Annotated in this window: 1 protein-coding gene; it reads left to right on the plus strand. The window is 44.4% G+C overall.

Translation table 11 applies throughout. From position 1 onward, the window contains the following. Nucleotides 1-839 precede the first annotated feature (839 nt). Nucleotides 840-17171 (plus strand): retention module-containing protein, encoded by a 16332-nt coding sequence (locus VA249_RS16820; protein WP_221071809.1) that lies wholly within the window; start codon nucleotides 840-842, stop codon nucleotides 17169-17171. The last annotated feature ends 97 nt before the right edge of the window (nucleotides 17172-17268 follow it).

A 17268-nucleotide genomic window follows, 5' to 3' on the forward strand; every position in this document is an offset into this window, starting at 1 on the left:
GGAAGCTCCATGCCTCGAATGGTCTTTTTTGTTTTGATGGGTGAACTATAGCAATGCGAAAATCGTGATGAAAGCCTCAAATCAAGGTTAAGAGAAGGTTAGCGATTACGCAAACGTTTTGTAAAGGAATTCATTTAAAATCATTGATAAGTTTGATGGATAGTAACGATTAAAGAGATAGGTGAAACAACGTTGAGTAAATGTTCATGAAAGCATATTATTAAATAATAATCATTACCATTTAAAGTGTTATGCCTGTTGTTGTTAGTTTCATCTTTTTGTTTGCGATGATATATCGTACCAAGCCAAATATAGTCGCATTAAGCGTTCACGTGTTATTGCATTTGATAATGATGGCTCTTTTGCAACCTGACTATGTCATTCATTACTTGATAGTGATGTTTTTTTCGTCTCCAGTTCAGATCCGGTGCACGAAGCATCGAAAGGCATACGGCGTATTGTTTGCTACGTTACCATGTTTCGTGGCGATTATTGGGTTTGCATTAACGCGATGAGTGGACTGATTCTGACTATTTCCAATTATAAAGACTAAGCTTTAAGTAATAGGTAGTTGAGTGTTTGGAGGTTATCTCTAATCATAAGACCATAATAACGGTGAACATTCTTATTTAATGTACACCCACCGGTGCAAAAATTAGCAATGGAATGTTGTGACGACAAACATTTTTTATTAATGTGGCTGAAATTTATAATTTTCAGCCATGATCGCTGAATTATTGTTTTCGCTAGCTAAGGATTGCACAGATTCGGGGTTGCAGAAGAGCAAACTAGAATCATTGATAAAGTCGAGAACATAGACTGTTTTAGCTGGGGGTCAGATGAGTACACAAACTTTGCCGCAAGAAGTGGTCGTAGATGCTGTCAAAGGAGAAGTTTACGCAATAGACCAAGATGGTAATGTCAGAATCGTTGATCGCGGCGAAACATTGCTGCCGGGAGAAGTAATAATAACGATTAATGGTGCATCGATAGATGTTATTGCGAACGGCTCACTATTCTTGGTGGATGAGAATTGCTTTGCCTGTATTCCCGAGCCCAAATTAGGCCAAGAGGACCTTGACGTCGTCACGGCTGAGATTGAAGGCAAGGTGTCAGTAGACCCTACTGTCGCAACGAACTTTGATGCTGACGATGTTGCCGCTATTCAACAAGCCATTTTAGAAGGCGCTGACCCAACTGCCATACTTGAAGCAACAGCTGCTGGCCCCGCAGCGGCTGGTGGTGCGTCAGGATCGGCTAACGCAGGTTTTGTTACTATTGAATATAATAACCCTGAGGTTTTGGCTTCCACCTTTTTTGAGACCACGGCTTCGTTTGATAATACTGATCTTAATGATGATCTAAACGGGTTTGATATCACTATTCTGGCTGATGGTGGCCAGTCTCTCTCTTCAGAGCTTACAGAAGGCTCGATCTCACTTTCTAGCTATCCAAAGTCCATTACTTCTCAAGTCATCGTTGATGCTGCCGATTTGCCTCTCGAACCGAACAGTTTTGTACCTGAGCCCACATCATTAGCCTTGTTACTTGAAGAGCTAAACACTGACATCACCTCCGGTGGAGAATCCGTCTCATTTGTCTTCAACGCAGAACAAAATGCCATTATCGGTACTCAAGACGGTCAGGATGTAATTAGAATCGACATTGAGGCAATATCAGCTGGTCGTGATGTTCAATTAGAAGTGGTGACGACGATCAGTCAAGGCATTGATCATGTCCCGTCTGTCGCTGATGGTTTAGTGTCTTTTGATAACGATCAAATACAAATTGCCTTTGATATTACCGGTTCAGATATTGGCGGCAATAGTATTTTGTCTCCTATTGATATAGTGACAACGATTGCCGATGGAGATAATCCCTCTGTTCAAAACATCACGATAGAGAATGTTGAATCATCAAGTGCCCTTATCGAAGGACGATTCATCGACATCGGTAGCGATCAGATTGCCACTGCAACGTTTGACCAAGAGAGCCTAGCGCAATTCGATGGGTTGCTTAGTGACAGCTTAACGACGATTGCATCGTTATCAGACGATGGAAGCCGCATTACTCTTTCAATCGCAGATACGAATGACGTTGTGTTGACCATCAGTTTGAACACCGATGGAACGTACCAATTCGAGCAATTTAAGCCGTTACAGCATGATGGGCAAACGGAAGAAATCTTACTGACTTTACCAACCACGACTGTCGATTTTGACCAGGACGCCGAAACCAGCACGTTTACGATTAAGATTATTGATGACCAGTTAGACATCGTGGATGTCGATGCTCTCCGTGTTGATGAAAATGACATCGCAAACGTTGGTTCAGAACAAGATGCACCAGCTTTCGCTATGGGGCAAATTACGACCTCACAAGATAGCGATGGCGCTGCTCAGTATCGCTTAGATGGTTCTAGTAATCCTGTCGATGGTCTTACTTCTCATGGGGCGGTTATTGCTCTACTGGAAAGTGATAATCCTGATGGTGGCTTTACGTATAGCGCAACGGCGAACGGTGAAACTGTCTTCACGTTCGTCGTCAACCGAGATGGCACTTACAATTTCACTTTGCAAGGTCCCATTGATCATGCCATTAACAGCGATGAATTGACGATCAACTTTCCCGTTGTTGTGACTGATTTTGATGGTGATACGGCGGTTGCGACGATACCTGTTACTATTGATGACGATGCCCCAACCATTAGCGGCGTAGAAGCACTGCTAGTCGATGAAGATGATATTTCACTTATTGGCTCTGAACAGAATGACAGTGCGACGGTTCAAGGTAAGTTTACCACTGTAGCGGGCTCAGATGGAGTTGCTAGTTATGAGTTATCGGATGCGGTGAGTCCAGTACAAGGGCTAACTTCTCAAGGTGACGCTGTCACATTGGAGGGTTCGCTTAACGCAGACGGAAGCTATACCTATTCGGCAACCGCAAATGGAGCCTCCGTTTTTGAATTAACACTACAGGTGAACGGCGAATACACATTCACTTTGCAAGGGCCAATTGACCATGCCGAAGGTAGTGATAGTTTGCAGCTCAATTTTCCAATTGTAGCGACGGATTTCGATGGGGATACCACAACTTCAACGATTCCTGTCACCATAGTGGATGATAAACCCTCAATTACGAGTGTAGTTGCATTAGAAGTGGATGAAGATGGGTTAAATACTGCCTCTTCTAATACGCTAATCGCAGAGGGAAAATTTACCACCACTCAAGGTTCCGATAAGGTGATCAGTTACCAACTAGAAGTCGGTTCTGATCCGGTAAGTGGGTTAACATCACAAGGCCAACCGATCACGTTGACTGAAGTTTCCAACAGTGACGGTAGCTTCACTTATATCGCAACGGCGAATGGCAATCAGGTGTTTACGCTAAATGTCAGTCCTGATGGTTCTTATAACTTCAAACTGGAAAGCCAAATTGATCATGAGCCGAACAGCGGGCGTTTGACGATTGAGTTCCCTATTGTCGCAATGGACTTTGATGGTGATACAACAACAGCAATAATTCCTGTTCAAATTATTGATGATGCCCCAATCATAGATGACGTGATTCCACTCAATGTTAATGAGGATGACCTTCCTAATATTGGCTCAGATGAAAATGAGAGTGTTTATGTTGAGGGACGCTTTACGACTGACCAAGGGGCCGATCAGGTGGTCAGTTATCAGCTTGATTCATCAACGAATCCTGTTGATGGTCTTACCTCTCAAGGAAATGTGGTAACACTGCAAGAAAGTGAAAACCAAGATGGTAGCTTCACCTATATTGCAACTGCAGATGGAAATCCAGTCTTCACTATGAACGTCAATGTAGACGGCTCGTATGATTTTAAGCTTGAAGGTCCGATTGATCATCCATCAGGCAGCGATAGCCTTACGTTAGACTTCTCTATCATTGCAACCGATTTTGATGGTGATACAACAACGGCAACCATTCCGGTCACAATTTCTGACGATAAACCTGCTCTTGATGGTTTGATTGACGGTAGCGTGACCAAGGTTGATGAAGACGACATTCAAGCCATTGGCTCCGAGGGCAGTAGCCAACTCAACAGCGTCAAAGGCAACTTCAATGCGATAGATGGTTCTGATGGCATTGTTGAGTATCAAGTCACCGATTTAGATTCACCAGTGAACGATCTCACGTCAGGTGGGCAAGATTTGGTGCTCGTTGAAGTATCAAATTCAAACGGTGTTGCTGTTTATGAAGCGAGAATTGATGGCACCCCCATGCCCGTTTTTCGCATTACGTTGGATGCTTCTGACGACAGCTATCAATTTGATTTATTAGCGCCACTAGACCATGCCACGGCCGATGGTGAAAACGAACTCGTTATTAATTTGCCAATCCAAGCGACTGACTATGATGGTGATGAGTCAAATGTTCAGACATTGCCTATCACCGTGGTGGATGATGTTCCAACCATAAGCGGCGTGACACCAAACAGTGCGCTGACGGTGGATGAAGATGATTTACCAAAAGGGTCGGACGAGGCCAGCCCTCAAGATACGCTCATTGGTGGCACCTTAGACATCACCGAAGGGGCAGACCAAGTTGTCTCTATCCAACTGAATAATCTTGAATCGCCAGTGAACGGGCTGACTTCTGGCGGTGACGTGATAGCGCTTATTTTAACGTCGAGTTCAGGTGGCGTGAACGTTTATCAAGGTGTTGCAGGAACCCCACAACAAGTCGTTTTTGAACTTACGTTCGATGCCCGAGATAACTCTTATCAATTTGATCTTAAAAAGCCGCTCGATCATCCCGATGGTGACACTGAAAATCAAATCATCCTCGAATTGCCAGTAACAGCAACGGATAAAGACGGGGATGAGTCGCCAGAATATTCACTCGCCATTAAGGTGGTAGACGACATTCCGGTCGTTACGGCAGTCGATACTTTAGAAGTGAATGAAGATGACCTATCCCAAGGTTCTGATCCGTCTAAAGAGCCGCGTGTAGACTCGGGCCAATTTGATGTCACCAGTGCTGATGGCATTGATTCGTTCGAATTAGACTTAACGCCAGGTAAAATTCCAACGCTGACGTCTGGTGGGGACGAGGTGTCGATTACGCTTGATACCAGTGCCTCGAGTACCACCTCCTTGGTGTACGTTGGTGAAACTGCAGGTGGAGAAACCATCTTTACGCTCACCTTACATCAAAATGGCCGTTATGATTTTGAACTGTCAGGTCCTCTGGACCATGCGGTTGGCTCCGATGAAATACTTCTAAACTTGCCCATCATCATCACAGACGGCGATAAAGATGCCATCACTGCAACTTTACCGGTGAAGATTGCCGATGATAAACCCGCTCTTGATGGCTTGATCGACGGTAGCGTGACCAAGATTGATGAAGATGATATCCAAACTATCGGCTCTGAGGGCAGTAGCCAAATCAACAGCGTTAAAGGTAACTTCAACGCGATAGATGGCTCTGATGGCATCGTTGAATATCAGGTCACCGATTTAGATTCACCAGTGAACGATCTCACATCAGGTGGGCAAGATTTGGTGCTCGTTGAAGTGTCAAATTCTAATGGCGTATCAGTTTATGAAGCGAGAATTGATGGCACTACCACGCCCGTTTTTCGCATTACGTTGGATGCTTCTGACGACAGCTATCAATTTGATTTATTAGCGCCACTAGACCATGCCACGGCCGATGGTGAAAACGAACTCGTTATTAATTTGCCAATCCAAGCGACTGACTATGATGGTGATGTGTCAAACGTTCAAACGCTGCCGATCACGGTGGTGGATGATGTTCCAACCATAAGCGGCGTGACACCAAGCAGTGAGGTGACGGTGGATGAAGATGATTTACCAAAAGGGTCGGACGAGGCCAGCCCTCAAGATACGCTCATTGGTGGCACCTTAGACATCACCGAAGGGGCAGACCAAGTAGTCTCTATCCAACTTAATAACCTTGAATCCCCAGTGAAAGGACTGACTTCTGGCGGGGACGCGATAACGCTGATTTTAGCTTCGAGTTCAGGTGGCGTGAACGTTTATCAAGGTGTCGCAGGAACCCAACAACAAGTCGTTTTTGAACTTACGCTCGATGCTCGAGATAACTCTTATCAATTTGATCTTAAAAAACCGCTCGATCATCCTGATGGTGATACTGAAAATCAAATCATCCTCGAATTGCCAGTGACAGCAACGGATAAAGACGGGGATGAGTCGCCAGAATATTCACTCGCCATTAAGGTGGTAGACGACATTCCGGTCGTTACGTCAATTGATACTTTAGAAGTGAATGAAGATGACCTATCCCAAGGTTCTGATCCGTCTAAAGAGCCGCGTGTAGACTCGGGACAATTTGACGTCACCAGTGCTGATGGCATTGATTCGTTCGAATTGGACTTAACGCCAGGTAAAATTCCAACGCTTACGTCCGGTGGGGACGAGGTGTCGATTACGCTTGATACCAGTGCCTCGAGTGCAACATCCTTGGTGTACGTTGGTGAAACCGCGGGCGGAGAAACTATCTTTACGCTCACCTTACACCAAGATGGCCGTTATGATTTTGAACTGTCAGGTCCTCTTGACCATGCGGTTGGCTCCGATGAAATACTTCTAAACTTGCCAATCATCATCACAGACGGCGATAAAGATGCGATCACCGCAACCTTACCGGTGAAGATCGCCGATGATAAACCTGCTCTTGATGGTTTGATTGACGGCAGCGTGACCAAGATTGATGAAGACGATATTCAAACCATTGGCTCCGAGGGCAGTAGTCAGCTCAACAGCGTCAAAGGCAATTTCAACGCGATAGATGGCTCTGATGGCATTGTTGAGTATCAAGTCACCGATTTAGATTCGCCAGTGAAAGATCTCACATCAGGTGGGCAAGATTTGGTGCTCGTTGAAGTGTCAAATTCAAACGGTGTTGCTGTTTATGAAGCGAGAATTGATGGCACTACCACGCCCGTTTTCCGCATTACGTTGGATGCTTCTGACGACAGCTATCAATTTGATTTATTAGCTCCATTAGATCATGCAATAGCCGATGGTGAAAATGAACTCGTTATTAATTTGCCAATCCAAGCAACCGACTATGATGGTGATGTGTCAAACGTTCAAACGCTGCCGATCACCGTGGTTGATGACGTTCCGGTCGTTACGGCAGTTGATACTTTAGAAGTGAATGAAGATGACCTATCCCAAGGTTCTGATCCGTCTAAAGAGCCGCGTGTAGACTCGGGACAATTTGAAGTCACCAGTGCTGATGGCATTGATTCGTTCGAATTGGACTTAACGCCAGGTAAAATTCCAACGCTTACGTCCGGTGGGGACGAGGTGTCGATTACGCTTGATACCAGTGCCTCGAGTGCAACATCCTTGGTGTACGTTGGTGAAACCGCGGGCGGAGAAACTATCTTTACGCTCACCTTACACCAAGATGGCCGTTATGATTTTGAACTGTCAGGTCCTCTTGACCATGCGGCTGGCTCCGATGAAATACTCCTAAACTTGCCAATCATCATCACAGACGGCGATAAAGACGCGATCACCGCAACCTTACCGGTGAAGATCGCCGATGATAAACCTGCTCTTGATGGTTTGATTGACGGCAGCGTGACCAAGATTGATGAAGACGACATTCAAACTATTGGCTCTGAGGGCAGTAGCCAGCTCAACAGCGTAAAAGGCAACTTCAACGCAATAGATGGCTCTGATGGCATTGTTGAGTATCAAGTCACTGATTTAGATTCACCAGTGAAAGATCTCACGTCAGGTGGGCAAGATTTGGTGCTCGTTGAAGTATCAAATTCAAACGGTGTTGCTGTTTATGAAGCGATAATTGATGGCACCACCACGCCCGTTTTCCGCATTACATTGGATGCTTCTGACGACAGCTATCAATTTGATTTATTAGCGCCACTAGACCATGCAATAGCCGATGGTGAAAACGAACTCGTCATTAATTTGCCAATCCAAGCAACCGACTTTGATGGCGATGTGTCAAACGTTCAAACGCTGCCTATCACCGTAGTGGATGACGTTCCAACCATAGGCGGCGTGACACCAAGCAGTGAGCTGACGGTGGATGAAGATGATTTACCAAAAGGGTCGGACGAGGCCAGCCCTCAAGATACTCTCATTGGTGGCACCTTAGACATCACCGAAGGGGCAGACCAAGTAGTCTCTATCCAACTTAATAACCTTGAATCCCCAGTGAAAGGACTGACTTCTGGTGGGGATGCGATAGCGCTTATCTTAACTTCGAGTTCAGGTGGCGTGAACGTTTATCAAGGTGTCGCAGGAACCCCACAACAAGTCGTTTTTGAACTTACGTTCGATGCCAGAGATAACTCTTATCAATTTGACCTTAAAGAGCCGCTCGATCATCCCGATGGTGATACTGAGAATCAAATCACTCTCGAATTGCCAGTGACAGCAACGGATAAAGACGGGGATGAGTCGCCAGAATATTCACTCGCCATTAAGGTGGTAGACGACATTCCGGTCGTTACGTCAATTGATACTTTAGAAGTGAACGAAGATGACCTATCCCAAGGTTCTGATCCGTCTAAAGAGCCACGTGTAGACTCGGGACAATTTGACGTCACCAGTGCCGATGGCATTGATTCGTTCGAATTGGACTTAACGCCAGGTAAAATTCCAACGCTTACGTCCGGTGGGGACGAGGTGTCGATTACGCTTGATACCAGTGCCTCGAGTGCAACATCCTTGGTGTACGTTGGCGAAACCGCGGGCGGAGAAACCATCTTTACGCTCACCTTACACCAAGATGGCCGTTATGATTTTGAACTGTCAGGTCCTCTTGACCATGCGGCTGGCTCCGATGAAATACTCCTAAACTTGCCAATCATCATCACAGACGGCGATAAAGATGCGATCACCGCAACCTTACCGGTGAAGATCGCCGATGATAAACCTGCTCTTGATGGTTTGATTGACGGCAGCGTGACCAAGATTGATGAAGACGATATTCAAACTATTGGCTCCGAGGGCAGTAGTCAACTCAACAGCATAAAAGGCAACTTCAATGCGATAGATGGCTCTGATGGCATTGTTGAGTATCAAGTCACCGATTTAGATTCACCAGTGAAAGATCTCACGTCAGGTGGGCAAGATTTGGTGCTCGTTGAAGTATCAAATTCTAATGGCGTATCAGTTTATGAAGCGAGAATTGATGGCACCACCACGCCCGTTTTCCGCATTACGTTGGATGCTTCTGACGACAGCTATCAATTTGATTTATTCGCGCCACTAGATCATGCTATAGCCGATGGTGAAAATGAACTCGTCATTAATTTGCCAATCCAAGCAACTGACTATGATGGTGATGTGTCAAACGTTCAAACACTGCCGATCACGGTGGTGGATGATTTGCCTGCCTTAATAAAAGTGGATGACAGCAGTACAACCATTATTGATGAAGATGATCTCAAAGTAGGTTCAGATACGACCGGTCCTCGTTTTATTTCTGGCTCATTTGACGTCATTGATGGTGCAGACCAAATTACCCATTATCAAGTTGCAGATCTTGATGCCGCGGTTGCTGGCTTGCAATCAAACAAACAAGATATTGAATTAAAAGAAGTTTCGTCGAATGGCGGAGTGACCATTTACGAGGCGGTTATTGTCGGTACTTCAACGCAGGTATTTACTCTAACGCTCGATGCCAATAACGACACCTATCGATTTGATTTGATACGCCCGGTTGATCACGCATCTGGCGGTGAACAAAATCGTTTGACGATCGATATCCCAATTTCAGCCACCGATTATGACGGTGATACAACCACATCCGTTGATTTGCCGATAACCATTGTGGATGATGTTCCTGAGATAAAAAGCGCAGATACGTTATTTCTGGATGAAGATGATCTTCCCAATGGTTCTGAAGTGCTCAAAGACAGTCTTGAAGCGACAGGAAACTTCGATACAGAACAAGGGGCAGATACCGTCGCATCTTATCAGCTGACTTTATCTTCTCAGCCAATGCCAGGTATTACCTCTGAGGGCCAGTCTGTCACTTTGGTTCAAACGGATGTTACCAACAACAATTATACCTATCAGGGCAAAACCCCTGATGGTAAAGCCGTATTTACCGTGTTGCTCAACTCGGACGGTTCCTACAAATTTACGCTTAACGGCGTACTTGATCACGGTACCCAAGGAGAAGATGAGTTAACGGTTAATTTACCAGTATTTGCGACGGACGTTGATGGCGATGTTTCAACTATTACGCTTCCAGTGGTCATCACCGATGATGTTCCAACGATTCATAACCACGCCATCAACGTTGTTGAGGGTAAGGGGAGTTCCACCATTCAACTCTTCCTTGATCCGACAGACAACGATCTGGACTATGGAGCAGATGGTGCAGAAATTACCTCGTTCACTGCCGAACCTTCGGATGTGTACTTCGTTGTCAATGGCGTTAACGTTGCTGAAGTCGAGCTTAATGGTTCAGACAAAGTGGTGTCGGTTCATAAAACTCTCGACGGTGTCGATACTGAGATTGGCCGTTTAACCGTAAACACAGATGGTAGTGTTCGTTTTCGTGCGAACGATGATCTTGACCATAGCGAAGCTGATCCGATCAACTTTACGCTTAAAGTGACCGCGATAGATGGGGATCAAGACACCAGTTCTTCAGATGTCGATATTTCGATTACTGACCGCGATGGGAAAATTCAAACGGCGAATGTCTTGACGTTTGAAGACCGAGGTCGAGATGGTGTTATTGCTGGTATAGATGCTGCGAATCCAGAAGATAATCTTTCAACGCTGGATGTGAGGCCTTCAAACGTCAATTTAGTTGTGGACTTAAACGACGTTGATCGTAATGAAACGCTGGGCGACATCACTATTCTAAAAGCCAATACTCATAATGGTACGTTCTATTATCGTGATGGCGATGGGAAATTTGTCGAACTCGTACCGACAAATAATAAGATCGTATTGGATGCGAGCAATGTGGACCAAACTGTAAATGGTGAGCTCGTCACATTAAACAATTTGTTTTTCATTCCAGATCGACACTTCTCTACCGACGAAGACGGGTTTAGCCCAAGAATACAAGTTGAAATCCTGAACAATGGCACAGTGGATCATGTTATTGGCGGTCGACTGAACATTCAAGTAGACAGCATTGCTGATATTGCAACATGGAAAACAACGAGCACATTTGATTACGTTGTGGACGAAGATGATCAGAATGTTTCTTTGAGCATTGAAGCTGAAACTCAAGACACAAGTGATCCAGAAACTATAGTTTATGAGTTGGTGTTTACCGGAGGCGAATCGAATGCCTCGTTAGTTTATTCTGATGGGACACCACTGCAGCAAGAAAATGGAAAGTACTTCGTTGATGCAAACCGTATTGGTGATGTAGAGGTGGATCCGATAGATAACTTTTCAGGTTCAATTACTCTCAATATTACGGCTATCACAACTGAGCGAGAAAATGCGCTTTCTGGTAAGCAAACGGCTCGTTCTGAGACCCAAGAGATAGTCATTGATGTCCAACCTGTCGCGGATAAGGGCGCATTTAGCGTCAATCGTATTAACATCTTTGAAGATAACGCACGAACCCAAAACACGATAGATCCAGTAAGTGATCATGACCCGTTGTTGCTCAATGAAGTGATTAACATGAAGCCATCATCCGATGTGGATGGTTCCGAAACTTTGTTTGTTCGAATCTCTAATTTTTCAGATGATGGCGTGACTTTAGTTTGGTTAGATACCGCGAATCCAAGTCAAATTAACACCGTAACTGATAGTAGCGGTAATGTTCTATATTATGAAATTCCAGAATCCCATTTAGCCGATGTAGAGGTACTCCCTTCGTTACATAGTAATGAGGACTTTACGTTCGACGTAGAGGGAATCATAAAAGACAATGCCATGCTTTCATCTGGGCCTGACCAAGATGTGCTTTCTCTAGGCACTAAAACTGTGAATGTTGCGGTGAAAGGGGTAGCGGATATTCCGGATATCATCCTCATTGATCAAAATAATGATTGGCAAATTTTTTCTGATGCAACAGGTGCTGGCATCGAAACTACCATTCCTGAAAATGGTGCGGCCACATTAAGCTTCTCCGTTGTTTCCGGCGAGTTTAAAGATGCTCCACTTGATGGTTCGGAATCATTAACGGTTATTTTATCGAACATTCCTAATGGTGTGAATGTAGTAGATGCAGATGGAGATAGCGTCGATTTAACTTTTGTTGGTTACGATAGCAAAGGTGAACCCATCTATGAGGCAAACATCACAGGGCGCAACTTTAATTCAGGGATTCAGATCATTCCGACGGAATCATCCACTGAGAATATTCATATCACGGGTACGCTGATTGTCACTGAAAATGATGGCCATACGCGAATTGTGGATAGAGAAATTCGCATTAAAGTAGAACCAGTGATAGATGCACAAGACAACTATGTGGTTACTTCAGAGGGTAATGAAGACACTCGAATCAACATCGATTGGGAACCTTCTGCGACACAAAGTCCGGATGCGGATGAGTTTTATGCTGCGTTAACGATTTCTGGCTTTCCTCCAGGCAGCACGGTTTATGTTGATGGTAGTGCCCAGGTTCTTACCGGAACTAGCCTTACTTTGACACCTTTGCCAAATGAATCGGAGCAAGATTTCTCTGCACGTGTTACTCAAACTGGTTACATTCAAGTCCAACTAGAAGAAAACTCTAGTACTGATTTTGATTTATTCACGCAGGTAACGGTAAAAGAAGTCGATGCAGAATATGTTGATGCACTGAATCCTGGAGAGGGGATAGTTTCAAGCGTTATTAATGGAACGGTTAAAGTCCAAGTTAATCCAGTTGTAGAAAATGAGAATCTTAGTGGTGATGTTTCTACCCAAACTCGACTTCTGGTTGAAGAGGCCGATGGTACTGTAACGAATGTCATTCGATCGACGGACTTAGGTAACATTGATTTTACCATTAATACGTCTGACGGTGGGCATACTGGTGCTAATATCATTAAATATCAAGAGTTTGATTTGTCTTCAAAAGAGGTTGTCACCCAATTGGTGGTTCAATTTAACAATGTAGATCCTGATATTTTAGATCAGTTGATCATAATTGGAGCATCGAATGAGGGGAATGGGCGTTGGACGATAACTGATGAGAATAATTTTACGATTCTCGCTCCTGCGGGGCTTGATCTCACTCCTGACGTTGACACTGACGATACGGGGTATTCTCAGATTGGTTTAACAATTTACGCGCAAGTAAATGATCTTGGTGAAGATACTGTTGAGAAAGACGCCACACAAAGGCGAGAAACCGAAATTACGCTCGAATTCCCAACAAAAATCGAACCCAAAGACAGCGTTGCGGCCGAAATTAAAATTGATCCTGATGTCCAAATTGATGGGCATGAAGATAATGCGATCAGTTTTGGTTCTCAACTTGCTTCTAAGGCATCAACATTCAATTCGGATGGTGTAGAAGATGTACTGACGGTTGTCATTAAACCAAGTGACGCGGGATTGCCTCCAGGCCTGACTATTAGTGGTGCAAACGTTGATTTCGTCGATGGTGTTTACGTTTTTCAGGCGAAAATAGACGCAAGCGGAAACATTACCGGGCTGGATGGATTGACACTAAAAGTCGCGCAAGATTGGGCGGGCGATTTCGAACTTCCCGTTTTATTTGTAACGACAGATACTTTATCGGGTGATGAGAAGTCTTTTAAAGAGAATATCCCTGTCCAAATTCTACCGGTAGCGGACGTTCCTGATTCCTCACCGGATCAGCCTCTTGATAATAACGTTACGCCAAATGTCACGCTTGATATTAAAGGAACACTTGGTCTCGATTCAGATAAACAACCTGTGAATGATCTCAACAATGATGTTCCTACTGACGATGGTATTGGTTACGAAGATGGACTCATTCAATTAGATTTAAGTGTCGATTTTGCTGATGTGCGAAACAGTTCAGGAGCAGGGCGTGAGACGTTAACCAGCATTAAACTGACGCTTGCAGATACCGCATTAGGAGAATTTGTTCATCCAGACGGCACGACAATTGGCACAAGTATCGAGTTTACGGCAGCCGAAATTGCCGCGGGTGCGCTTGATAATGTGCTGTTTAAGCCAAAAGAAAACTATCCGATAGGGGGCGGGCAAAACACGGTCACGATTAATGTCGAGGGTGAAATTACCGATACTGCGGTTATTAATCAAACGACATTGGCTCCGGGTGTTGATAATAAAGATGTACGTACATTTACCGATGACGTCACGTTTGAAATAACGCCAGTAGTGGATTCTATTACTGTAAGTGGCGCAGATATTACCAAACCTATTGTCGTAACAGGTGATGAGGATAGCCTGATTTCCTTGGTTGAGTCGGGTAAAGGTGTGACCATTAGCTTAAATGACAATGACGGCTCTGAAGAATTTGTCTCTCTTAAACTGACTGATATTCCACCGGATTTTATCGTGCAATCGAACTCATCCGATTATACGGTTAAAAATAATGGCGGTGGGGAGTGGAGTATACAGCTAAAAGATCCTAGCCAAACTTCGATTGACCTCAGTGCGATTGAAATTCAACCACCGAAAAACTTTAGTGGCGAAGCCAAAATTGGTATTACGGTCTTTACACAAGAAGAATTGTTGAAAGTCCCTACCATGCATACAAGTGACCTGACGATCGTTGTCAATCCTATTGGCGATATCGTGGATGTGAATCCTGATACACAGGTTTCTGGTAACGAGGGTGACAATATCGACATTAACATCAATGGCGTAGTGGTGGATAACCGTGAGTCCATTGGTGATGGTGCAGATTATCAAGAAAACGAACCTGAAACGCTGAGAATAGAAGTCTCTAATGTGCCAGAAGGTGCGGGGTTATCTCTGACGGATGGAACCGCATTTGTCGATCAAGGTAACGGCATTTTTGTTTTAGACATTGCGGCTCAAGATATTGATAAAGTGGTGTTTAACTCTGGTGACCGAAATGACAACTCTTGGAGTGGTAACTTAGAGTTTAAAGTTCATACCATTGACACGGGCCTGGATGGTTCGCAAAGTGTGGGCCCAGAACAGAAGTTTACGGTCAATGTTGATGTAGCGGCGGTGAATGACCGACCTGAGTTCACTGATATTATTGATATTAAAACGAAAGAAGATGAATCAGTCGTTCTTAATAATTTCAAAATCGCGGACGTTGATGCAGAGTTAGACGACCCAACGGCAGAATACACAATTGATGTGAGTGTGACTCATGGGATTTTGAATGTCGACGCGACGGTACTTTCCACTTATGGTTTGACTGTTCAAGGTAATGGCACGGACTCTGTGCAATTGGAAGGTACATTGACTAATCTGAATGACGCGATTGCCAATGGTGTCATTGAGTTTAAGCCGGAAGCTAATTTCTTTGGTGATGTGCCTGTCGATATATCCGTCGACGACCAAGGAAACAAAGGACTCGTGATTACAGGCGTTGATGATACGTTAAATACGAACAATGGACGCTTTATCGTTGAAGTCACTTCAGAAAATGATGCACCAGAAACAACACCAGTTACACTGCCTAGTATTGAAGAAGATCGTGGTGTTTTAGAAATATCTCAATCCGATTTGTTGAAGAATGCAACGGATGTGGAAAGCGACAATCTTGTGGTGAGTGACGTTAAGTTAGCGGATCCAACAATCGGTAGTTTAGACTTCAATAGTGCAACCGGCTTGTGGGAGTTTACACCGGCAGAAAACTATTTTGGTCCGGTTGAACTAACGTACGTCATTACTGATGACGGTGAGACGGACGGGTCATCTGATCCTAAAAGTGTTAGTGGAAGTGCGTCTTTTGTTGTTGAAGCAACGAATGATGCACCAGAGATTTCCGCAAATTCGGTGACGGATGTCATTGATGAAAGTGACGGACAAAAGATTACTGGTATTAGTGTCAGTGACGTTGATTTTTCAGGGGCACAAGCGAATGACAGCATGACGGTTAGCTTAAGTGTGAGTGATGGTGATATTCGAGTTGAAATACCAACAGGTATTGGCGTAACGGTTGGACCAGGAGTACCGGGACAAGTTATTTTAATGGGTACACCTGATGCGATTAATAGCGTGTTAAATGCTACAGATAGCGCTCAAGGGCTGTTTATAGACGCAGGAGATGTCGGTAGTGACTCGATTACGCTATCTGTCAGAGCAGAAGACAATGGTGTGTATTATGAGAACGCTTCTGGAACAAAACTAGAGGCTGATCAAGACTTTGTTATCAATGTTACGCCAGTTGCGGATGCACCTACGTTGATGATTGATCCTAAGTTTAATTTTATTCGCCAAATCACGGCAAGCCAAACTGCAAGCAACCAAGGTTTAGCGATCGTTGGCATCATGGCGGCACTAACCGATAGTAGTGAAGTATTGTCTTTAGAGTTAACAGGGGTTCCGGATGGCGCTACGGTGACGAGCAGTGAACCAACATCCAATATTAGTTTTGATGGGACTAAATGGATCGTGCCTGCGGATGAAATTGATTCACTGCGTATCGAGGGTGCAGATGTCGGAACGCACGATATCACTCTTACTGCAGTATCCACAGAATCAAACGGAGATGAAGCCGAATCCACGCCACTGAATATTAGCCTAGAGGTGACGCTAGATGGGGATAACATCGATCAATCTAGTGAGTCAGAAGACAGTTACTTACTTGGTGACGATTCTGGTATCAGTTTGCTGGGAGGAGCAGGGGATGATGTCATCACTGGTGGTGATGGTGATGATATTCTTATTGGCGGTTTGGGTTCAGATATTCTCACTGGCGGTGATGGGAATGACACCTTTAAATGGACTCAGGACTCCGTAGATTCGGGCGCGGTAGATACCATCACAGATTTTACCGTCAATGAAGATACCGTCGATCTGCGTGATGTGATTTCGGAGTTAAATAACACAGACATCCAAATGGAAGATCTGCTTGACCATATTCATGCTGATTATGACTCATCGACTCAAGCTGTATCACTAAATATCACCACGGATGCTAACGTTCAGCAAACCATAGTGATTGAACACCTTGGTGATTCTTTGGATTTCAGCGGGATGAGCTCAAGTGATATTGTTGAATCACTATTGAACAATAACGTGATTAATAATGGCTAAGTAATAGAAATAGAAATAGAAATAGAAATAGCACTAGTGATGGTGAAATCCATCACTAGCAATTTCTCCATCAACAGTCACTTAACTCACATTAATT

It is taken from the genome of Vibrio alfacsensis, assembly GCF_019670485.1.
Lineage (GTDB): Bacteria > Pseudomonadota > Gammaproteobacteria > Enterobacterales > Vibrionaceae > Vibrio > Vibrio alfacsensis.

Bases quoted from the DNA above. Each gene is read 5' to 3' on its own strand.
- VA249_RS16820 (WP_221071809.1), top strand. From the start codon at position 840: ATGAGTACACAAACTTTGCCGCAAGAAGTGGTCGTAGATGCTGTCAAA.